Genomic DNA, 18,219 nt, shown 5'->3' on the forward strand with positions numbered 1-18,219 from the left:
GTTAGTAATACAGTTATGTCGGCTCAAGAAGGGCAGAAACAAGCGATAACAACGGCAATGGTTTCTCTTGCTATGGCGGGTACTGCAACTTTTGGTTCGATTAAGAGCTTAAAAAATCAAAATTCGTCACTGAAACTTCATGAAACTCAATCGGTTAAACACAGTGCAGCGGTAATAGAACATCGAAATGCGGCGTTAAATGCCTTCGTGGTTCAGATATGAATAATGAAGCGGTAGAAAGCTTGATGGCTAAATCTCAGGAATTTCAGAATAAAGCCCAGTTTGCACAGGTGGCTGGACGTGAAGCGCAAAACGAAGCACAAAAAATTTTCGTAGCGTCAAATGAAGAACAGCAAAATTCGGCATCGGTGGGTCAGATGGCAGGACAACAGCATGCAACAGAGCAGGCAGAAAAATCTGGGCAATCACAGATGGATTCTGCGCAAGAACGTACTTTTAGTGAAATAGCGTAAATATCTAAAAAAATCATGAAAAGTGCATCACATTAGTGAAAAAAGCATTAGAGATGTTCTTCGAAGAAAGCCAACGTAGAGTCAAAACTTGTCGAGCTATTATTGGTTAATTTGTTAACGACATTCGATTTAAAAAGTAAAGCACTGGATTAATATTACTGAAATTTAAGGCTAATATGAAGTGCCCTGATTGGGTTTTTTAGGCAATATCAGTAAAGGAATGGAGATAGAAATTTATAACCCCTTTATATATAAGGCACCTATTTTTTATAAAAATGATGATAACGGTGATAATGCTGATATTGATTTTCCTAAGGCGAGTAATAAAAAAGCCATTATTGATAATTCAGAACTCCAATTAAATGAACTAAAAAGTTAGCGTAACCGAAATGAAAAGTTGGTTGGATACAATAAAAAATTAATTCAGTCCATGGCAGAGGAAGCTAGTAATAAATTAGTTCAATCAGCAGAAATAATAAATAATAATGACCGTTTGTTGTTATCGTCAAATTCCCTACGTGTAGGGTAACAAATAGAACATCAGATAATGACATCGTTATCTGATAATCTTAATTATGAGGGGGAAAACAGTGAAGAGATTGACAAAAAAATTAGAACGATACGTAGCGTAATAGATAAATATAAAGAAGAAAATATACCTGGTTCAAAAAAATCATTATTTAACAATGCTAATTTTTCTAAAGTTAAATCAACCCGGGAAATACCTAAACACTTATTTCAAAGTATTACTAATATTAATAAACATTATTTAAAAATTTTTCAGGATGGCGCTAAAGTTTATGCAGATGTGCTAAGAGAACTCAATGAAATACTTTCCCCATTTAAAGATGCGATAAAAACGGATGAAGATACGGTTGAGTTTAAATTTGATGAAACAAATGAGATAATTAATAATATTACAAAACTGAAAAGTAAATATGGCCATAGAAGGCTGGTACCTGCTAAAGGTAGTCTAAAAAATCAAGATGAGGCGATTGAATGGGCTAAACAGCTTGGTTTGGATGCCAAAAGATGCATTGTTATTGATGGTAATAATTTCTATCTTAAAATAGATATTAGCTTTATTGATCAACTAATCGACCATTTTTCAAAGGTTAGCACTAAAAAAGGTGAAAAAAAATTTTTATCGGATGCTAGTTTTAATTCAGTACGTTTGGCAGCTTGGTAAGCTGGTTTTGACTAAATTAAAACAGAAGCGCAAACTCTTTCACAAACCGTTACGCAGAAATACTCAAATGCTAATGCTATTTACGATAATGTCATTAAAATATTGACCAATATAATTAGGGAATTACTAGAATCAAATAAATCATTCCTTATTACTTAATTGGAGAGGAGTTATGCCTAATCCATCTTATATTAATAGCACCAAATTAGCAGCAAATTTTAGTCTGCCACTAGACAAAACTAATTATTCTATAGATATATCAACCCAGTATGCTAGAGGGATTCAGAAAGTTAGTAATAGTAAACTGTAATGTAAATAGTAATATTAATAACAGTGGCAATGTTTCTCTCAATGAACGTATGTATAAAGCTAAGAATAGCATGCCAGATTCAAAAAAGGCCATAATGATCAGTTGTGATAATCAACTCGATCTATTAAAAAAACGTTGTCAGGTATTTTTTACTCATTCTCCTGATAGCTTCAAAAAAAATACTTTTAGCCAACTAACAAATGAACAAAAAAATATCTTTATCTCTTTTTTGCCGTATTTAATTTTATACTAACATCAGATTTAACTAAAATTTACAAAAAAAATCATATGAAGAATTTAGTGATTTTTTTAAAAAAATATTAAAATATAAATGTGATACTTCAATATTAGATGGGACAACCACTAAAAAAGTAGAACAAGCGCTTAAATTTCAAAAAATGGCTAAAGATTTATTAAGTAAATATAGTGAGACTAAAAATAGACCATCTTTTCTACTTATATTAAATAACTTGCATTAACAGAATTATATAATCATATTATAAAAGATATGATATTAAACAAAATATCATTGATCGTGAAATAAAAAATGGACGACTTTTTCGATAATATTTAATATTTTCTATGATAAAAGAATGTTAACTATAAATAATGAAAAAGATATTTTAATGCGCTTTAATAATATTGTTAGTATTGAATTTATGATTTTTTATATATTATCGTTCATATGAAAAAATTGTAGAGGATACAGCACCTAGTTCTCTGCATGAATCATTGATGCCCGATTTTCAAAATGTGAATATTATTGGATGGAAGCTAGAGTATCGGTTAGATTTTCAGTCACAATATGTTAATAAAAATCCTTGATTTGGTAACAGTTATTGCCAAATTATATAAAAGATGAACTCATATTAGTGAAAATTAAAATAGCTATAATTTAATTATTATAAATAAGATAGTTTATTCTATTTGATAACTATAATGAAAATTTAAAATATTAAATTTAATAAATAGTACCATATTTTAATATGGTATAGACTTTAATTAAATAAAATTTTAGCTAAATAATTTATAATGAGATAATATATAGATGTTTTAGATTACAAAATGACGAATAGTATTATTGCAAGATACTTCAATTTATCCACTAAAGAAATATCACCAGAAATGCATTTAATATATGATTGCATGGCTGACTCTTTAATATTAATAGATTTATTTATTGAACTAGAAAGTTATTATCATATAAAATTTACCAGTAACAATATTGAAAATATAGAAACTGTTGATGACATATATAAATTTTTAAGATCGATATAAAAATTTTCAAGCAAAATATAGTAGTTACATTAGTAAATATTACATGACTTATTTTTTCTTTCGTTAATTATGATTATAATTTGATGATTATCTGGTTATGATTTTTATAAAAAAACATATCTTAGTCAAAGGTAATAATTAGATAAGTATTAACTGTATGGAGATAAATAAAGATAACCAACTCGTTTTTAGGATCCTGAATGGAAAACTAGCTGGGTGTGAATTTTTGCTTGATAGTCTTCGTGCTGTTTTTATGGTTACAAATGATAGCACTATTGAGGCAATACATAATGGAAATTTGTATCTAAATAACCTTATTTATATTCCTTGTGTTGATCGCGAATATAGCTTTGAAATAGTTGTTGAAAATAAGGTATTAAGTAGTAATGGTAATATAATTGTTAGAGAAATCAGTGGTGGAAATATAGATAATCGGAAAACTTTTGCATTAAATGAAATATACCATGTTAATGACCTTTCGTTTGCTATTCGTAACATGAGTGATAACTTTAACGCAGAAGTTTTGCATTATCGTTACCCTATTATTGATATAACAGCAGAGAAAGTTTTGCCAGTTAATAAAAATTATTTAGCCATAACCCTGTTTCTTTTATTGATATTATTACTTATAGGTTTATGTGCTTATTTTTATTTTATTAGTGAGCAGAGAAAAATATCTAAGCTTTCTGTTTTATTGTCTAATGATTTAGATCATTATCTCATAAGCTATGGTCAGGATAATATTATATATCTGTTAGCGAGTAATGAACGTTACGTTTATTATGCTAAAAAGTTATTGAATAATGGTAATGATGATAATCAAGTGAAAGTATTATAGAGAAAGCAGCAAATAAAAGCTATTTCTTGGTGGTTAAGAAAAAATTTTCCATCAGCCTACTTTCACTCCATTAAACTGGATAAGGAAGAGCAGCCAGTAATATCACTTAGTAAATAAAAGACAAGCCTAGCGGATAAAGAAAAATCTAATATTATTAATAAATTTAAAAAATATTTTTTATTTGTTAGAAATGTAGTCTTTCAGTCGATAAGTGATAAATATATTGAAAATATTTCAGAAAATGGAATTAAAAATAAATTATAATAAAATTGTCTCTAAAAATAGTATTACTTTTTTATCTTAGATAACTTAAGTGATCAGGAAATACAATCAATAAAAATTTTTATTGATAATTTTTTTTAAAACTGGGAAAAGAATTATATTTATTTTAATATTGAGTTAAATAGTGACTGGTTACAAGATAAATCTTATAGGTATGGTAGTAAAAATTATATATGTACTTCTCCATTTCATTATTATTTTAATAAAAATTAACAGGAGGTTTTATATGACTGTATCACCTAGCGGTGGCAAAGTTGGTTCGGCTGATGATGAAGGTAAATTTGATACAACACAGTCTGTTTGTGGTTATCTGGTAGAAAAATCTGCCAGCTTTGATAAAGGTATGGTTCATATGAATAGATAGCTTGATGCAACCTTACATTGAATTAACTAAAGATCCATCAAATCCCATGCTGTTAGCTAAATATCAGTCTCTACTTTCTGAATATACCTTGTCTCGTAATCTCCAATCTAACGTAACAAAAACACTTAAAGAGACGTCTATGAATATAATTAGAAATGTGTGAGTTAAATTTTATAGAAAAATATTTCTGTTAAGAGTGATTTATGAAAACAAAGATTTTTAATTCTTTTGTTAGTAACTATCTTATTGATATTAATAACTTATCCCATGATTTAACTGGCCTGGATAATCATTTAATAGCCAGTTTTGCTAAGTTATCTCACAAAACTAAAATGGAATATGATCAAATATTGAATATGGCAGAAAACCCTATCAATATTTCCGATCCGAAGTATTTAGGTTATCTTCAGCAAAGAACCGCAGATTATGGTTTACGTATTTCACTATTACAAACGTTCGTTCGTAAAGGAGTAAATGCGGTTGAAACATTATTGAAAACCTAGTATGAAAAAAATTTATCTCAGCATAATTTGGCTACTGTTATTATTAACGGGTTGTCATGAACAGGAACTACTTAAAAATTTGGATCAAAATTAAGCTAATGAAGTTATCGCTTTATTACAACAAAATAATATTGATGCATATAAAAAAGACAGCGCTAAATCGGGTTATATTATTTATATCGAAAAAGAAGATTTTATTCCAGCGGTAGATTTAATTAACCGTTATAGTTTACCACGTAAACCAAGATTAGAAATTGCGCAAATGTTTCCATCAGATAGCTTAGTATCATCGCCGTTAGCTGAAAAAGCATGTCTCTATTCAGGAATTGAACAGAAATTAGCGCAATCTTTAAATTCTATTGAAGGTATCGTAACTGCCGATGTGCATATTAGCTATGAGTTGAATAGTATTGAAAGCAAAAAAGAATAAAAATATCATGTTTCGACATTGATTAAATATAATGATACGATTAATGATGTAAATCTATTAATTAATGATATAAAAATATTTTTAAAAAATAGCGTCAATGGCGTAAGCTATGATGATATTTTTGTTGTTACCACAGAAATGGAACAGATAAACCGATTAAAATTAACATCTAGTCATCAAAGGGAAAAATCTGGTTTAATATGGCTATTTTCTGTTAATGTTTTTGTTATTTTAGTCATCTTTTTTCTATTTTTATTGATAAATAAAAATAGAAAAACACTCGCTTTACTGACATGAGTAATAATTCATTAAAAAATTTCATTAAAGAAAAACTTATTATGAAAGATAGAAGTAGTAAGTAAATGGTTATGTCTAGTAATACAATTAATTTTTTATATGATCCGATATCTTGGATGCATCGCGATCACTTTTCTATTCCTACAATTTTTAATAATAAAATCTGTAGATCAATTTTAAATAGTGCTGTAATAAATTTTTATTCTCTTCTGATTGATAGTACTTTTAATCAAAATTATATTGAAAGATATATTATAGAAAATTGGAAGAGCATGTTGCAGGTTTCCTTTATGTTAGCTTGCTTGCGTTATCGTTCACTATTATTTTACAGTGGAAAAATAGTAAAATTAGATGAAAATATAATAAACTTTTGTAAATTAAATATTATTGATGATTTTTTTATCAAAAAAATAATTTTTATGATATTGATTTTTGGTTATTAGATATAAATGAACTGTTTATATTTCAAGACTATTTATCAGATACAGTAATAAAGCGATTGGCGATATTATTTCCCCGAATAGACAATAATGGTTTTAATTTTGCAAAAATAAGTCCTCAATTTAGTTTGTTAAAGTTAGCTGTTCAATATGCAAAAAGATATCAATATAATAGATAATGTTTTATTAAAAAAGAGATATTGGCTGAACATAATAAAGCATGTTCAATTGCTGAAAAATCAATGAATGATGCCAATAATATAGTTAATAATGCAGTCAAAGAGTCAGATAGAATAACCAAAGAAGCATTTTTGATCGGCTACAAAGCCGGATTAAAAAGAATTATTGATGATATTATCTGTTGTTTTAAAAACTCTGATGATATTTATTATGTAATGCAGCAAAAAGTACTAAATTAAGTTAATCAAAGTTTGATTAATATTATAAATGATAAAAAATTGGTTTCTTATTTTATTAATAGCTGTTTTAGCTAGTTTTTATACTAGTTTAGCGACAGATGAACTTATTATTATTCAGCCAGAATTATATAAAAAGTTAGAATATAAAATTATTAATAGTATTGATTTCAAAAAAGAAAATATTATTTTTGACTATTATTCCGAAAATTATTTTCTTATTAAGTATAAAGATAATATGATAAGACTTGAGCATAAATTTATGTTAGAATATATAAATTTATCTATCCAAGAAAAATATTTTTATAAAGAAGTGATCAAAAATATTGATCAACTTATTGATAACATTTAACCTTTAGGATAATAGTATGAAAATTCCAATAATTGATAATATTGTGTCATCTATTACACCATCCTTTGTTATAGAAATTAAATTATTAGATGATAAATTGAGAGAAAATGTAATGGCTACAAATGATAATGATTTCTCAGAGGTAAATAAAAAAGCTGGAGTTGATATTATTTTTTTACTCAACTTCGTGAAATATATGATAAATCCCAAGAAGATGAAGAGGAAGGATTATAAATGGTAAGTAAAACTATTTTTATTTATCTTATCATGTTTTTTTATTGCATTATCTGCATTATCTGCATTATCTGCATTATCTGCATTATCTGCATTATCTGCATTATCTGCATTATCTGCATTATCTGCATTATCTGCATTATCTGCATTATCTGCATTATCTGCATTATCTGCATTATCTGCATTATCTGCATTATCAGTGGTTGCCATAAATTTCGTGATCAGAGTAATTTTTCAGGCAGCAATTTAAATAATAATTTAGAATGTGAAAAAGTAAAAAGTAATCTAAATAAATCTACACCGATTGTTTTGTATAAGGGAATGGTAGATTACATAAAAATAAATCAATATAAAAATGGTATTTTCCTCTATCTCTATCTATTAGCCAGGAATTATACTTATTACGATGCAAATCGTATAAATACTTTTTATGCCAGAAAGGTTAATCATGATTTATTGACTGAAAATTTAGCTTTGTTAACTATAGCCGAATATAACTCTTTTTGGCATATTTTAAAAAATTTTATGCAGCAAGAAAATCAAAGAAAGATGCTCTGTAGCAAAATTGAGCGGATTGGAGCTGCTCCTGATTATCAACCAATTTATATGTTAAGAAATAAAGTTACTAAAATATCACGATATAATATTGATTATGTTTTATTCAAAAAAGTTTGAATAACTATTTTAATTGTTGATATCAATTGTTATCAGCTATTATTATTAATAAAAAATAAACTATTTATCATAAGTTAGTCTTTTATTTTTGTTAAATGTTAAATGTTAAATGTTAAATGTTAAATGTTAAATGTTAAATGTTAAATGTTAAATGTTAAATGTTAAATGTTAAATGTTAAATGTTAAATGTTAAATGTTAAATGTTAAATGTTAAATGTTAAATGTTAAATGTTAAATGTTAAATGTTAAATGTTAAATGTTAAATGTTAAATGTTAAATGTTAAATGTTAAATGTTAAATGTTAAATGTTAAATGTTAAATGTTAAATGTTAAATGTTAAATGTTAGTATTTATTAATTTTTTCATCATGATTATGATTAACATTTTAGTTAATATACCATTACTCTAAATGTCTCATTTGATGATGAATATTATGGATTGTATAAATTATAATATTGGACAAATGATAAGAAAAAAAAGACAAAAATTGCAAATTTCGGCAGCAGATCTGTCAGTATTATTAGGTATAAGCAAAAAACATCTCTCTCGTTATGAGAAAGGAGAAGTTAAGATTAATGTTAAATGGCTGATCAAAGTTTCAAGGGTACTGGATATCGCTATAAAAAGCTATTTTGTTAATTCCAGAATTAATTTCTGGGAGGACTATTATAGTATGGGAAATTATTTAATGGTAACTAAAAATAAGCGTTAGTGTGTATCTAATTTATTTTAAACTGTATATCAAGACTAGGAACTTCGATAATAGTGATCAAATTATAAATAGAATCCTCTTCGTCCCTATAGAAAAATAAACTGCATCTGTATTTTTATTTTTAATAACCAATAAATAGTTATTGCCCACATTTCTTAGATAGGAATTGGGGAATTTTTGGTTTTTTTAGCTAAATTTATACTAGTGTATTATGCTATGTTTTATTTAATTGAATTGTATAAATTATTTCTATTTTCAGATGCGTATTTGCTATAATAAAAAATAAATATTACTTATGTTATTACTGGTTTTTATTATTAATTATTTAAAAATATTATAAAGCAGAGAGTATTTATGAAAACAACCTTTAGTAGTGTTGCAAATATAAATATTGTCAAATTAAAAACAGACCATAATAATAAGCTAAAAAACGATAAATCAGCAAAAAAAGATTAGATGAAAATATGGCAACAGTGATATCCTCAAAGGAAGTGCCTGAAATCACTGTTCATTTTGAAATGATGAATGCAATGAGTGTTCATCGAGCAGAAAATATACGTAATACTCAATTAAAAAAACGATTTCAAGCGAAATTCTTGTTGATGTTCTCAATTTAATTAATGCTGATGACAATAATATAAAACATCTAAATAATATAACTGAGTTGAGTTATTATCTTACAGTAAAAGACAAAATTAATATAAAACCATTACAACTAGACAGTTGTAGACAGCAATTAACGTTATTAAAAACAGATGAATAGAAATATAAAATAATTGAAAATGAAATAGTTGAGATTGAAAATGATATTGAAGTTTATCGTAAGGTATTGTTGATAGCAGAAAAATCTAATCGTGCTCATCAGCTTAGTACTATAGGTTTTTCAGTAAATACAATTCCTATTTTTAGATTTACTCAAACATTAAACAATATAATTAAAAAAAACTTTTATTATTCTCTATCAGACAATAGTAGTAAAGTGTTTATCTATGGATTAGATAACATAATTAATTTAATTGATCAAATGGATAAATATGTTTATGAACACTACTTAAATATGATTGAAGCATTATATGAAAATAAATTAAAAAGTATAGTAAAAACACCTATACATTTTAAAAGAGAAGATATCATCCAGCATATAATTAGACTTCATGCAGAAGATTGGCAAAATAAAACTGTCGCAGAAAAAGCATAATTATATGAAATGATTAACGCATCGGATAGAATAGTAAAAAATTTAACATTGGTAAATTTGTTATTGAACCAGAAATTGAAACATTAAATATTTATGCAATATTTGTTTTAGCATCTATTTATGAAACCGATTCACATGTATTTGGTAAATTATCTTTAGATGATCTTATATCAACAAGTTATGTTTATAGATATAAAGATGAACTAGGTAGAATTCAAGTTGATATAACAACAATTTATGAATATATGTTACGACATATAAAGAAAATTGATTCACCATTATCAAAAAGAGATTATATTAAACTAAAGTTTCCTGCTAAATTTCAACTAGGTTTAATTTTTATCTGGAAGAAGAGTGTGAAAATATCAAAGAGCATTATTACTTTATTAAAAATTTTCAACAGTTAGAAAAAGAAGTAAATAATATTAATCAATTAATACTGAGCTCATGGCAATATTTAACTTATTTTTTATCTAATTTAAATAAATATCAGGTGAAAACCCTTTCTTTAATAGATAAAGTAGATTATAAAATCATAATACGGGGTTTTGGATATTTAGATGCTACTCACCCAGTTAGTAAATCTAAAAAATTTACAATATATGATATTCTTATTGGTAGAAATAGACAGTATATATCAAAAGAATTATGCTTTATTAATTATTCTTTACAGAGATCATTTCCTCTAAAATATAATAAAGAAATAATCGACGTTATTGACAAATGCTAACTTGCAATTAGCTAACTTAACCAATGCCAACTTGATAAATGTCAATCTGACAGGTGCTAACTTAGCAGGAACTGATTTTGATGGCGCTTTATTGCCTAGAATTAATTTTAGGGATGCTAATCTAGCTGATGCTAATTTGGGGGGAGTAGATATCATAGCTGTTGATTTTTCTGGCGCACTCTTACAATTAATCCATTTATTGAATGGAATGAGTCTATTTTGGATTTGATACTTGATCATTTTCATAATCTAGAGGGTAGTTTATTAACCAGTATTGATAGCATAGATGATAGATATCGTGAATTAAAAACTAAACTGGCTTTGCAACTTATTCATTCTCTTGACCTTCCTGGCATTAATCTTCTTCAGGTCAGGTTACCATTAATAGAAATTTTAGGCAGACCTCCTTTTATCAATAATCAAGAAATTAATCATTTTATTAATAAACTGATAGAAAATTGTCTAACAGACTCTTCCTTGGGACTACTGAATAACTTTAAATCCCACCCTCAACTAATTAAGCCCTTTTTCAATTATTTCGCCCAGCATCTACATTTGCTAGCCTCAGCACACCTTAATAGTGCTTTTATTTAAACGATAATAGCCACCAGAATACCTGGTATGAATGCGGTAGAAAATTCGGCAATTAATGAACTATATGAAAAATATTTAAAACTACCTAAAATTCAGCAACAACTGCAACACCCACAAATTAAATATACTTTTGGTAATTCTAAAGGCAATGCAAACTGGGCAGATAATATATGCAATGAATTATCTATTATTATCACCGACAAAGCCAGGCAGAGTATTATTGGTTGCTGAAAATGCCTTTACTCGTATGCTGTACCCCGATTTGGATACAAAATGGAATTACATTGTACTTTTTCAGGATGGCAATTGTTTGAGTCCAACTGAATACAATCTGAGCCGATGTTACAAAGAGGATTTTCTCCTTTTTGCTGCACGTTTTATTAATATTGAAAATCAGATAGAGTTTAATAAATTAATTGAGGCCTTAGATTTAAGTGACCAATATAAGCAATTTTTCATTGAGGCTATAAAATCTAATGCCTATAGCACAAAGCTGATAGATAGCTCTGCTCAACAGGAGTTAACTAAAATTTTTTCTCGTTTGATTGATTTTCAACAGGGCTACATTTTGAAAAAGCAAAATTATGACCAGATCCTCAACTTATACAATTTAACAGCAAGTACATATAGAGAAAAAGCCGAGCATCTATTCGCGCTATCTACCGTTTTTACTCATTATTCATCCAGTGCTATTTTTGGAACCGAGTCAGAATCACCGCTAATGCTCAGGTATTATGCATGCTCTTTAATGGAAAAAGCTCACAATCTGGATCAAACACTGATTGGTCAGGATAGATTCAATGATTGGAAAAATCGACTACTAGAAATAGGAATAGAGAACATTTTCACTTGTACTGCTGTTTTATCTAACATGATGACTAAATATGCTTCAGAGCACTGTAACTATGTTTTGCAAAAGATCCAGTCATTGGCCTGGCGTTAAAAGATGCTTCTTATTAATGAAAATTAATTAAATTTATGCAGGATGGTAAGGTTTATTTAGGTCTTAACTGCTAAAAAACTCCATCCTGTGTTTTTATTAATCTACCATCCTCAATGTTTACAAATGTGGTAGTGGGCTAATGCAGCAATGAAGCTGACTAATCAGAACTTACAAGCATTCGCAACAGTCATTACAAGAAAAAATGCCAAATCTGGAAAGTTATTTAAAAATGTATTTGGCAAAGATTAAGTAGAGAGCATATGTTAGTCATACTAACTTAGATGATTTGGTTAAACTTTGCTATCAAGCTGCCTCAGCTAATTCTAAAGTGAATACCACAATCAATAATTACTACCCATTTGTTCAAAAAATATTGGTGAATTAGATAAAGATTCATTCTCTAAAATTGATAAGTTAGTAAAGATAAAAAAACTACTAATGCTGATGATTCTGCTGAGTTTATAATGGAATTTATTTCTTTAACTAATAATTCTTATGTTTTGCTGGATAAGTTTATGGGAATAAGTCCAGATGCAGTAAAATTATTAAATCAATATACAGCTGAGTAGGGCTTCAAAAAATAATTGAAATTCTCAGTTTCAATCACCGTGCTAGGAATGTGGTGCCCGGAGGCGGAATCGAACCACCGACACGAGGATTCTCAATCAGCCTCCTGACTTAATAAAATCAATTGGTTATGTGCTAATTTCAGAATACTAAAACCTAAGAATGTAGTGAAAATAGCAAAGAGATAGCGCTTAGTTGCAATGAATATTCTGAACACTTCGAGCGCTTAATTTGACTTTGTATTCTGGCCGTCTACTGTCGGTACCACCTTGACCTTGCGGTCATACCTCGCCGTCTGGCCAATATTTTATGCCCTGATATAACCTGTTTTTCCTGTAACGAGCCGCTCAGATCGCTTATCCCCTTTGCTTTCAAATCGTGAAATGTGAAATCGAAATTAAGATCCGGATTATTTTTTTGGCTGAGGCTTTCGCGGCTCTCCATTGGTTACTTAATCCACTATCCGTGTATCGACCTCCGTCAGATTGGTATAGTACAAAAGTTGAAACGATCCCTGCACGGACGGAAAGTGTTGATGCAAGCTTTACCACTGCCTGAAGTCTGGGCGACCATGATTTTATCTGCTTTACCCCCGTTTTTCCTTGGCATATAAAAATACCTTCATTCATAATTTGCTCGCGGCGAAGCGAAAGAACATCATCTTGGCGTGCGCAAAATAAGTATGAAATTTCCATTGCTATTTCGCCTAAAATATCAGCGGCTTGGTATAGCGCGTTGTATTCTTCGTCGGTTATATAACGTTCGCGGGGTTTTTTGCTAAACTGGCGAACACATTGGCATGGATTTATAGCCACTAGTCCGCGCTCATAACCCCACCTAAAGACTCGGGACAAAAATGCTTTTTTCTGATTAGCCTGAACTCGACTTGTTGCGCCGCGTATATCCATGTACTTCCGAATATGCGGAGGTTTAATGGCATCAGGGGGCATTTTACCAAAAGGTTTTTTTTACCCGAGTAGCGTACTTTGCATAGTCTGTTCTTGTGTGTTTACTCAATGAGTTAAAATCAGTAGATTCAAAAAATTGATTAATTAGTTTTTCAAATGTATCACCATGTGTATTACCTTCAATCTTCTTCATATACTCTTCGTAAGCGGTCCACCCCCCCTTTTGGCATAGCTGTCGCTTAACGGGCAAAGGCGTTTTGTTTCTCCGTTTTTATGTTTGTATTCAAACGCGCTACGTCTGCGAGATACGCGTTTCGGTAGTTTCGCGTCATCAGGATTTTTACGTGGTCTTCCCATTTTTCATTGCTCCCCAATTTGGCTCAGATATTAAATTTGGTGTCCTAAACTTAAGTGGATGATTAAAGTGGTACCATGTAGTACGAGGCTTATCATCGCGATTTTTTACAAACCATACTCTAGCCTCAATTAATTTTTCCACTTGTTTGTTGGGAAGTTGAAAACCTGTTATCTTTTCAAGTTCATCGTCAGAAATAATATCATTTTCACTTTTCATAGAGTTATTTCAAACCTCGCTTTTTTTATCGTTTCAAGCAGAATTTCCCTCAGTTCGTGTTTTAAGTTACGTCGATTCCACTCGGATAACGTGATATATGCGATAATGACCTCTGCTAAAATCAAGCCACTGCGCCCGTATGTCATGACGGCGAGCAGTCGAGGAATGTTGAATTGTAGGAATAGGCTTTGTGGTGACGTAATGGAGGAGAGTTATAGCCAAGCGACATTATTTTAATAACAGCCAGCTATACTTTTTTTGCCATATATCGGGTTTTGCCATATATCGGGTTTTGCCATATATCGGGGCATCATCTGTTATCATTTTTAAGTCGGTTGGCTATAGTATGTCGCTACCAATATATTTAACTTGACATCTTTGTATCTCACTGCCACTAATTTTTAGCGGTAGTTCCGGTCGCTAAATATATTGTGGATACTGGTGTGTGGTATATTTGCAGCCAAAGTAGTTGATAAATGGCGAGCTACTTTTGTTTCCATCAGTGCAACGGAATTACACTGTTATTTTTCATCAGACGTATTTTCGACCGTTTTAGAAATGCGATTAACTGGACAATATTTGTAGATAGTGGCTAACGAAACGCCATATAGTAATGCAAGTTGTTTTCTACTATGGCCGGACTCAAGTAATTTTTTAGCCTGCTGTTGCTGTGAGGAAGATAATACGCAAGGTCTGCCCGCGCGCCGATACGTCCTCTACTTCTCGCTGCGACTAGGACTAGACCCGCCTGAGTACGTTCAACAATGAGTTCCCGCTCCATTTGTGCCAACGCACTCATCACATGGAAGAAAAAACGGCCTGCGGACGTAGAAGTGTCAATAGCATCCGTCAAACTATGAAAATGAATGCCTTTATCTTCCAGATTAGAGATTAAACTAATCAAATGTTTAATGCTGCGCCCCAGTCTATCCAGCTTCCAGACTACCAAAGTGTCCCTCGATTTCAGGCAATTTAATGCTCGTTTTAATCCGGGTCTCTGGTCTGTTTTTCCGCTGATTTTATTCTCAAAAATCTGCTCACAATTTGCACAAATGAGAGATTTTTGCTGAAATCGGTATTTTGGTCATTTTTTAACACCCGCATATAGCCTATTTTTGCTATTTTTGATCTTTTCCTCCCCTCTGTAAGCCCTGAGCTAGTTGATTGTGATTAAAGTTTAACCAAATATTGAATTATATTAAAGTTTGGTTTGTTGGAAACCATAAATCTGGCTAAAAATGCGACACCTGATTCTCGTAAAATTAACGGCAAAGCATTGACTCAGGATGTGCAACTAACCGCCAGCGATGTTCATGCCGTTACACCGGAAATATTACGTGCCGAAATCCCGGTAGGTGTTCCTCTGCCGTGGCCTACGGAAAGAGCACCAATGGGTTGGTTTATCTGCAACGGTGAGCCATTCGATAAGATAAAATACCCGCTCCTGGCTCTCGCTTATCCATCAGGCAACCTCCCTGATTTGCGTGGTGAATTTATCCGTGGTTGGGATGCAGGGCGAAAAGTGGATAATGGACGTAAGATATTAAGCGTTCAAGGTGATGCCATCCGAAATATCACTGGACGCATTGGGTATGCGAGACAAAGCGGAACAGAGCCACCCATTGCAGGGGGATAAGGAGCATTTAAAAAAGACAGTAATTATAATGTTAACATTGCCAATGGGCGCCATGACGATTGGGGAAGTGTGATGTCTTTCGATGCTGATCGTGTTGTCCCTACTGCTGATGAAAATCGTCCTCGCAATATTGCTTTTAACTACATTGTCAGGGCAGCTGAATCATTCAATTTTACTCTGTTTTATGTGGTACTTCCCCGGCCACTCAATATCTGGCGTGACGCTAATATCCACACGGTTTAGCAGCACTCGGTATTTTTTCCAGGCCAGAGCAGCGCGGATTTTTCGGGATCTGTTGCCATGTCGAAGTCTACCGCATCCTCTAACGATGCGATAATTTTTGCTGCCTGCTCAAGCAGATAATCTCGTTTATGAGTCGCTTGCTCCCTTAGTTCATCTGCTGTGTAGATCCGCGGGACGACTTGACCATCAACAAAACACCACTTTCGGTTAGGGACTGCCTCTTTAGGCCATTGGGATACCTCTGCTATGCTGCACCCATCCTGACAGAAGCCGCTGATATCATAGCCCATTGAACGTATCACTCCGTCGGCCTCATAGTCAACTTTCATCGTATCTGGCTGAAAAGTTTTCTGGTACTCATACCAGTCCTGATCATCTTCCGAGATAAGAATAATCGCACCAATATAGCGCTCTAGTAATTTTTTATCAACAGAGTCAGGATGATATCGCTTAAAGTTTTTAATACTTTTCATTACATAAACCGCACATTTATCCAGTTACCGTTAACGTTTTTTTGTATGATTCGGCGCTGAACGTAATCTACATAGGCATCAACATTACCGTTATACACGCCAGTAATCACATAGTAGGGTTCATCGCGATAGCCAGGTCCCTTCCATATCTGAATTTCCTGCATATGTCCCAATCGAATATCGCACACAAAGGTATTATTTAGCCATCCGCTGAGATGTCCACCCCAAATTGGCCCATGAACATCCCCATTTTCTTGATAAACAGAGGTTCTACCAACCCACGAAACAACCATATTGCTATGGGTATTGATCGTGCCATCAACTTCAGCATTGCCTAACCAATGGAGACTTTTATAACTCCATTCTCCAACTTTCACATTATTAGCATAAAGTGCCACGTTGCCGTCACCATTCGCTCGTAATCCTGAATCATTATCGCCGATATGCACGGATTGTGTCATATGCAGGTTGCCATTGATGGTTCCGCCGGTTCGTTTATCCAGTGCGTTTTTTGCACAATCCATTGTTTCTAACAAACCAAGGTTTTTTAGAAAAAGGTTTTTATCTGGGATGTCCGCCCCGTTTTGATTTTTTGCTAATTTTTGACTAAGTTGCTGTGTCACCGTTTCGGCCAATTTCGGGTCATTACCAAGCGCCTTTGCAAGCTTGTTTAACGTATTTAAATCGACAGTTGAACCATCAATTAGCGCTGTTTTAGCGTTATTCGCTTCTATCTCAGACAGTTTCTGTATTGCATGATAAAGCTGGCTTTTGTTTAGCCGTATACCTGAACGCTCAACCACAGTACACACTTCTTCCTGGAGTGCATCATAAATATCACTATTTAATTTTGTTGACGGTGTGCCGGTAGTGGGATCACCGTTGGTAAAACCGTTTTTTCCTTGACCAAATTTATCTTTTTGTGCGGTAGAGGTATCAATGCGATGCATCATTTTCTCCTTTGATGTAGGCAAAAATGACTTGGGTATGGGAAGGACACTGATGCTCAATAACGCACTCTACGGCACTATCGCCCCATTGCAAGAACTGCTACAACTAATCCAGCGTACATTAGCTTCAGCAGGAACATTTACTCGCCAGTAGTAGCGCCACTTGTTACCCCAAGACGGATCGGGTGTGCTATCAAGATGGTGAAATTGTTCTATTGTTGCTGTGGGATAACCCAATATTTCCAACTGTTTTTTGAAAAAAGCCGCATTGATGCCACCCACTGTATTGACCTTTGCATCAAGGACTTGCTGTCTTTCTTCTCGTGTTTGCGCTCTATTGGCAAGATACTTATCCGGCAGTCCGCATAATTTTTCGTAGAGGTTAATTAATTCAACCGATTGAGTCGGATTCATTTCAATCATCAGGCTATCAGCATGTTGATGAGCCTGTGCCAGTGAAGGGGCTAGCCCTTTAATAAGAGGATCTTCTTCATCCTATGCCGGGCCAAGCGGTAATAATGTTCGCAACAATTGCGTATATTCATCGTCGAGTTGACTCATTACGCTCATTCCTTATATTTTGGCTACGTTACCTCGCCCAATACCGGCA

The 18,219-nt window shown here is 31.7% G+C and carries 28 protein-coding genes and 7 pseudogenes; 27 read left to right on the forward strand and 8 right to left on the reverse strand.

Annotated elements, in window-relative coordinates; all coding sequences use genetic code 11:
- Positions 1 to 15 precede the first annotated feature (15 nt).
- The 17 genes and pseudogenes from ARADI_RS14220 (at position 16) to ARADI_RS14300 (ending at position 7,413) form a co-directional block, all read left to right on the forward strand.
- Complete coding sequence (locus ARADI_RS14220; protein ID WP_119712452.1) at positions 16 to 222, forward strand: hypothetical protein; 207 nt, start codon at positions 16 to 18, stop codon at positions 220 to 222.
- Entirely contained in the window at positions 219 to 473 is a 255-nt protein-coding gene (locus tag ARADI_RS14225; RefSeq protein ID WP_119712453.1) for a hypothetical protein, read from the forward strand. Before ARADI_RS14220 ends, ARADI_RS14225 begins: the two co-directional genes overlap by 4 nt.
- Positions 474 to 663: 190 nt before the next feature.
- Positions 664 to 852: a hypothetical protein gene (locus tag ARADI_RS14230; RefSeq protein ID WP_119712454.1), complete on the forward strand. Its 189-nt coding sequence runs from the start codon at positions 664 to 666 to the stop codon at positions 850 to 852.
- 168 nt (positions 853 to 1,020) lie between these two features.
- Positions 1,021 to 1,821: pseudogene (locus ARADI_RS14235) on the forward strand (IpaD/SipD/SspD family type III secretion system needle tip protein).
- A 1,216-nt stretch (positions 1,822 to 3,037) separates the two neighbouring features.
- Entirely contained in the window at positions 3,038 to 3,250 is a 213-nt protein-coding gene (locus ARADI_RS21290; RefSeq protein WP_119712457.1) for an acyl carrier protein, read from the forward strand.
- 157 nt (positions 3,251 to 3,407) lie between these two features.
- Entirely contained in the window at positions 3,408 to 4,088 is a 681-nt protein-coding gene (locus tag ARADI_RS14250) for a PrgH/EprH family type III secretion apparatus protein (protein ID WP_119712458.1), read from the forward strand.
- Positions 4,089 to 4,463: 375 nt separating this feature from the next.
- Positions 4,464 to 4,583: pseudogene (locus ARADI_RS21295) on the forward strand (PrgH/EprH family type III secretion apparatus protein); the annotation flags it as partial.
- 13 nt (positions 4,584 to 4,596) lie between these two features.
- Positions 4,597 to 4,734 carry a hypothetical protein gene (locus ARADI_RS18905; RefSeq protein WP_238149497.1) on the forward strand — a complete coding sequence of 46 codons (138 nt, stop codon included), beginning with the start codon at positions 4,597 to 4,599 and terminating at the stop codon, positions 4,732 to 4,734.
- A 46-nt stretch (positions 4,735 to 4,780) separates the two neighbouring features.
- On the forward strand, positions 4,781 to 4,897 hold the full coding sequence (locus ARADI_RS18910) for an EscF/YscF/HrpA family type III secretion system needle major subunit (protein ID WP_305000210.1): 117 nt from the start codon (positions 4,781 to 4,783) through the stop codon (positions 4,895 to 4,897).
- A gap of 40 nt (positions 4,898 to 4,937) precedes the next feature.
- Entirely contained in the window at positions 4,938 to 5,237 is a 300-nt protein-coding gene (sctI, locus tag ARADI_RS14265; RefSeq protein ID WP_119712459.1) for a type III secretion system inner rod subunit SctI, read from the forward strand.
- Position 5,238: 1 nt separating this feature from the next.
- Complete coding sequence (locus ARADI_RS21300) at positions 5,239 to 5,331, forward strand: lipoprotein (RefSeq protein ID WP_182853274.1); 93 nt, start codon at positions 5,239 to 5,241, stop codon at positions 5,329 to 5,331.
- 168 nt (positions 5,332 to 5,499) lie between these two features.
- The gene (locus tag ARADI_RS22180; protein ID WP_500782701.1) at positions 5,500 to 5,667 is read left to right on the forward strand and encodes a hypothetical protein; all 168 of its coding nucleotides are present in this window, start codon (positions 5,500 to 5,502) and stop codon (positions 5,665 to 5,667) included.
- Between the two features lie 18 nt (positions 5,668 to 5,685).
- Positions 5,686 to 5,964: a hypothetical protein gene (locus ARADI_RS14280; protein WP_119712461.1), complete on the forward strand. Its 279-nt coding sequence runs from the start codon at positions 5,686 to 5,688 to the stop codon at positions 5,962 to 5,964.
- A gap of 71 nt (positions 5,965 to 6,035) precedes the next feature.
- Complete coding sequence (locus ARADI_RS21305; RefSeq protein ID WP_182853275.1) at positions 6,036 to 6,407, forward strand: OrgA/MxiK family T3SS sorting platform protein; 372 nt, start codon at positions 6,036 to 6,038, stop codon at positions 6,405 to 6,407.
- 197 nt (positions 6,408 to 6,604) lie between these two features.
- Positions 6,605 to 6,823, forward strand: coding sequence for a hypothetical protein (locus ARADI_RS14290; RefSeq protein WP_119712463.1), 219 nt, complete (start codon positions 6,605 to 6,607; stop codon positions 6,821 to 6,823).
- A gap of 28 nt (positions 6,824 to 6,851) precedes the next feature.
- Positions 6,852 to 7,172 (forward strand): hypothetical protein, encoded by a 321-nt coding sequence (locus ARADI_RS14295; RefSeq protein ID WP_119712464.1) that lies wholly within the window; start codon positions 6,852 to 6,854, stop codon positions 7,170 to 7,172.
- A gap of 16 nt (positions 7,173 to 7,188) precedes the next feature.
- Positions 7,189 to 7,413, forward strand: coding sequence for a hypothetical protein (locus ARADI_RS14300; RefSeq protein ID WP_119712465.1), 225 nt, complete (start codon positions 7,189 to 7,191; stop codon positions 7,411 to 7,413).
- Here ARADI_RS14300 and ARADI_RS14305 read toward each other — a convergent pair.
- Complete coding sequence (locus tag ARADI_RS14305) at positions 7,401 to 7,616, reverse strand: hypothetical protein (protein ID WP_182853276.1); 216 nt, start codon at positions 7,614 to 7,616, stop codon at positions 7,401 to 7,403. The genes ARADI_RS14300 and ARADI_RS14305 overlap by 13 nt on opposite strands.
- A 111-nt stretch (positions 7,617 to 7,727) precedes the next feature.
- On the opposite strand from ARADI_RS14305, the gene ARADI_RS14310 reads away from it, so the two are divergent.
- The 8 genes from ARADI_RS14310 (at position 7,728) to ARADI_RS14345 (ending at position 12,258) form a co-directional block, all read left to right on the forward strand.
- Positions 7,728 to 8,081 carry a hypothetical protein gene (locus ARADI_RS14310; RefSeq protein WP_119712466.1) on the forward strand — a complete coding sequence of 118 codons (354 nt, stop codon included), beginning with the start codon at positions 7,728 to 7,730 and terminating at the stop codon, positions 8,079 to 8,081.
- Positions 8,082 to 8,514: 433 nt separating this feature from the next.
- On the forward strand, positions 8,515 to 8,793 hold the full coding sequence (locus tag ARADI_RS14315; RefSeq protein ID WP_238149498.1) for a helix-turn-helix domain-containing protein: 279 nt from the start codon (positions 8,515 to 8,517) through the stop codon (positions 8,791 to 8,793).
- A gap of 464 nt (positions 8,794 to 9,257) precedes the next feature.
- Positions 9,258 to 9,410, forward strand: a complete 153-nt coding sequence (locus tag ARADI_RS14320; RefSeq protein ID WP_182853278.1) for a hypothetical protein — start codon at positions 9,258 to 9,260, stop codon at positions 9,408 to 9,410.
- A 215-nt stretch (positions 9,411 to 9,625) separates the two neighbouring features.
- A complete protein-coding gene (locus ARADI_RS14325) occupies positions 9,626 to 9,991 on the forward strand; it encodes a hypothetical protein (protein ID WP_119712468.1) in 366 nt (121 codons plus the stop codon).
- A 716-nt stretch (positions 9,992 to 10,707) separates the two neighbouring features.
- Positions 10,708 to 10,950: a pentapeptide repeat-containing protein gene (locus tag ARADI_RS14330; protein ID WP_119712469.1), complete on the forward strand. Its 243-nt coding sequence runs from the start codon at positions 10,708 to 10,710 to the stop codon at positions 10,948 to 10,950.
- The gene (locus ARADI_RS14335; RefSeq protein WP_119712470.1) at positions 10,941 to 11,315 is read left to right on the forward strand and encodes a hypothetical protein; all 375 of its coding nucleotides are present in this window, start codon (positions 10,941 to 10,943) and stop codon (positions 11,313 to 11,315) included. The genes ARADI_RS14330 and ARADI_RS14335 overlap by 10 nt, the downstream gene beginning before the upstream one ends.
- Before the next feature lie 27 nt (positions 11,316 to 11,342).
- Positions 11,343 to 11,546, forward strand: a complete 204-nt coding sequence (locus ARADI_RS14340; protein ID WP_182853279.1) for a hypothetical protein — start codon at positions 11,343 to 11,345, stop codon at positions 11,544 to 11,546.
- Entirely contained in the window at positions 11,536 to 12,258 is a 723-nt protein-coding gene (locus tag ARADI_RS14345) for a hypothetical protein (RefSeq protein WP_182853280.1), read from the forward strand. The genes ARADI_RS14340 and ARADI_RS14345 overlap by 11 nt, the downstream gene beginning before the upstream one ends.
- 793 nt (positions 12,259 to 13,051) lie before the next feature.
- On the opposite strand, the pseudogene ARADI_RS21310 reads toward ARADI_RS14345, so the two are convergent.
- The 4 genes and pseudogenes from ARADI_RS21310 to ARADI_RS14360 all read right to left on the reverse strand — a co-directional run bounded on the left by ARADI_RS21310 (position 13,052) and on the right by ARADI_RS14360 (position 15,429).
- A pseudogene (locus ARADI_RS21310) lies at positions 13,052 to 13,269 on the reverse strand (hypothetical protein).
- On the reverse strand, positions 13,197 to 13,733 hold the full coding sequence (locus ARADI_RS21315; RefSeq protein ID WP_182853281.1) for a hypothetical protein: 537 nt from the start codon (positions 13,731 to 13,733) through the stop codon (positions 13,197 to 13,199). Before ARADI_RS21315 ends, ARADI_RS21310 begins: the two are co-directional and overlap by 73 nt.
- A 340-nt stretch (positions 13,734 to 14,073) precedes the next feature.
- The gene (locus ARADI_RS14355; RefSeq protein WP_119712472.1) at positions 14,074 to 14,307 is read right to left on the reverse strand and encodes a DUF4224 domain-containing protein; all 234 of its coding nucleotides are present in this window, start codon (positions 14,305 to 14,307) and stop codon (positions 14,074 to 14,076) included.
- A 521-nt stretch (positions 14,308 to 14,828) separates the two neighbouring features.
- A pseudogene (locus ARADI_RS14360) lies at positions 14,829 to 15,429 on the reverse strand (recombinase family protein).
- 223 nt (positions 15,430 to 15,652) lie between these two features.
- On the opposite strand from ARADI_RS14360, the pseudogene ARADI_RS21900 reads away from it, so the two are divergent.
- Together ARADI_RS21900 and ARADI_RS21905 are read left to right on the forward strand one after the other, a co-directional pair.
- Positions 15,653 to 15,895 (forward strand): annotated as a pseudogene (locus ARADI_RS21900) (phage tail protein); the annotation flags it as partial.
- 120 nt (positions 15,896 to 16,015) lie between these two features.
- Positions 16,016 to 16,186 (forward strand): hypothetical protein, encoded by a 171-nt coding sequence (locus ARADI_RS21905; protein WP_238149532.1) that lies wholly within the window; start codon positions 16,016 to 16,018, stop codon positions 16,184 to 16,186.
- On the opposite strand, the pseudogene ARADI_RS14370 reads toward ARADI_RS21905, so the two are convergent.
- The 3 genes and pseudogenes from ARADI_RS14370 to ARADI_RS14380 form a co-directional block, all read right to left on the reverse strand.
- Positions 16,106 to 16,659 (reverse strand): annotated as a pseudogene (locus ARADI_RS14370) (tail fiber assembly protein). The gene ARADI_RS21905 and the pseudogene ARADI_RS14370 overlap by 81 nt on opposite strands.
- Positions 16,659 to 17,609 (reverse strand): hypothetical protein, encoded by a 951-nt coding sequence (locus tag ARADI_RS18930; RefSeq protein ID WP_439647139.1) that lies wholly within the window; start codon positions 17,607 to 17,609, stop codon positions 16,659 to 16,661. The pseudogene ARADI_RS14370 and the gene ARADI_RS18930 overlap by 1 nt, the downstream one beginning before the upstream one ends.
- Positions 17,596 to 18,170 (reverse strand): annotated as a pseudogene (locus ARADI_RS14380) (YmfQ family protein). The gene ARADI_RS18930 and the pseudogene ARADI_RS14380 overlap by 14 nt, the downstream one beginning before the upstream one ends.
- Positions 18,171 to 18,219: the final 49 nt, after the last annotated feature.

Source organism: Arsenophonus endosymbiont of Aleurodicus floccissimus, from assembly GCF_900343025.1.
Taxonomy (GTDB): domain Bacteria; phylum Pseudomonadota; class Gammaproteobacteria; order Enterobacterales; family Enterobacteriaceae; genus Arsenophonus.

What these genes read in the sequence shown, in the direction of transcription:
- ARADI_RS14220 (WP_119712452.1), top strand. Translation starts at nt 16, where the DNA reads ATGTCGGCTCAAGAAGGGCAGAAACAAGCGATAACAACGGCAATGGTT.
- ARADI_RS14225 (WP_119712453.1), top strand. Translation starts at nt 219, where the DNA reads ATGAATAATGAAGCGGTAGAAAGCTTGATGGCTAAATCTCAGGAATTT.
- ARADI_RS21290 (WP_119712457.1), top strand. Translation starts at nt 3,038, where the DNA reads ATGACGAATAGTATTATTGCAAGATACTTCAATTTATCCACTAAAGAA.
- ARADI_RS14250 (WP_119712458.1), top strand. Translation starts at nt 3,408, where the DNA reads ATGGAGATAAATAAAGATAACCAACTCGTTTTTAGGATCCTGAATGGA.
- ARADI_RS18905 (WP_238149497.1), top strand. Translation starts at nt 4,597, where the DNA reads ATGACTGTATCACCTAGCGGTGGCAAAGTTGGTTCGGCTGATGATGAA.
- ARADI_RS18910 (WP_305000210.1), top strand. Translation starts at nt 4,781, where the DNA reads ATGCTGTTAGCTAAATATCAGTCTCTACTTTCTGAATATACCTTGTCT.
- sctI (WP_119712459.1), top strand. Translation starts at nt 4,938, where the DNA reads ATGAAAACAAAGATTTTTAATTCTTTTGTTAGTAACTATCTTATTGAT.
- ARADI_RS21300 (WP_182853274.1), top strand. Translation starts at nt 5,239, where the DNA reads ATGAAAAAAATTTATCTCAGCATAATTTGGCTACTGTTATTATTAACG.
- ARADI_RS22180 (WP_500782701.1), top strand. Translation starts at nt 5,500, where the DNA reads ATGTTTCCATCAGATAGCTTAGTATCATCGCCGTTAGCTGAAAAAGCA.
- ARADI_RS21305 (WP_182853275.1), top strand. Translation starts at nt 6,036, where the DNA reads ATGTCTAGTAATACAATTAATTTTTTATATGATCCGATATCTTGGATG.
- ARADI_RS14295 (WP_119712464.1), top strand. Translation starts at nt 6,852, where the DNA reads ATGATAAAAAATTGGTTTCTTATTTTATTAATAGCTGTTTTAGCTAGT.
- ARADI_RS14300 (WP_119712465.1), top strand. Translation starts at nt 7,189, where the DNA reads ATGAAAATTCCAATAATTGATAATATTGTGTCATCTATTACACCATCC.
- ARADI_RS14305 (WP_182853276.1), bottom strand. Translation starts at nt 7,616, where the DNA reads ATGGCAACCACTGATAATGCAGATAATGCAGATAATGCAGATAATGCA.
- ARADI_RS14310 (WP_119712466.1), top strand. Translation starts at nt 7,728, where the DNA reads ATGGTAGATTACATAAAAATAAATCAATATAAAAATGGTATTTTCCTC.
- ARADI_RS14315 (WP_238149498.1), top strand. Translation starts at nt 8,515, where the DNA reads ATGGATTGTATAAATTATAATATTGGACAAATGATAAGAAAAAAAAGA.
- ARADI_RS14320 (WP_182853278.1), top strand. Translation starts at nt 9,258, where the DNA reads ATGGCAACAGTGATATCCTCAAAGGAAGTGCCTGAAATCACTGTTCAT.
- ARADI_RS14340 (WP_182853279.1), top strand. Translation starts at nt 11,343, where the DNA reads ATGAATGCGGTAGAAAATTCGGCAATTAATGAACTATATGAAAAATAT.
- ARADI_RS21315 (WP_182853281.1), bottom strand. Translation starts at nt 13,733, where the DNA reads ATGGATATACGCGGCGCAACAAGTCGAGTTCAGGCTAATCAGAAAAAA.
- ARADI_RS14355 (WP_119712472.1), bottom strand. Translation starts at nt 14,307, where the DNA reads ATGAAAAGTGAAAATGATATTATTTCTGACGATGAACTTGAAAAGATA.
- ARADI_RS21905 (WP_238149532.1), top strand. Translation starts at nt 16,016, where the DNA reads ATGTCTTTCGATGCTGATCGTGTTGTCCCTACTGCTGATGAAAATCGT.
- ARADI_RS18930 (WP_439647139.1), bottom strand. Translation starts at nt 17,609, where the DNA reads ATGCATCGCATTGATACCTCTACCGCACAAAAAGATAAATTTGGTCAA.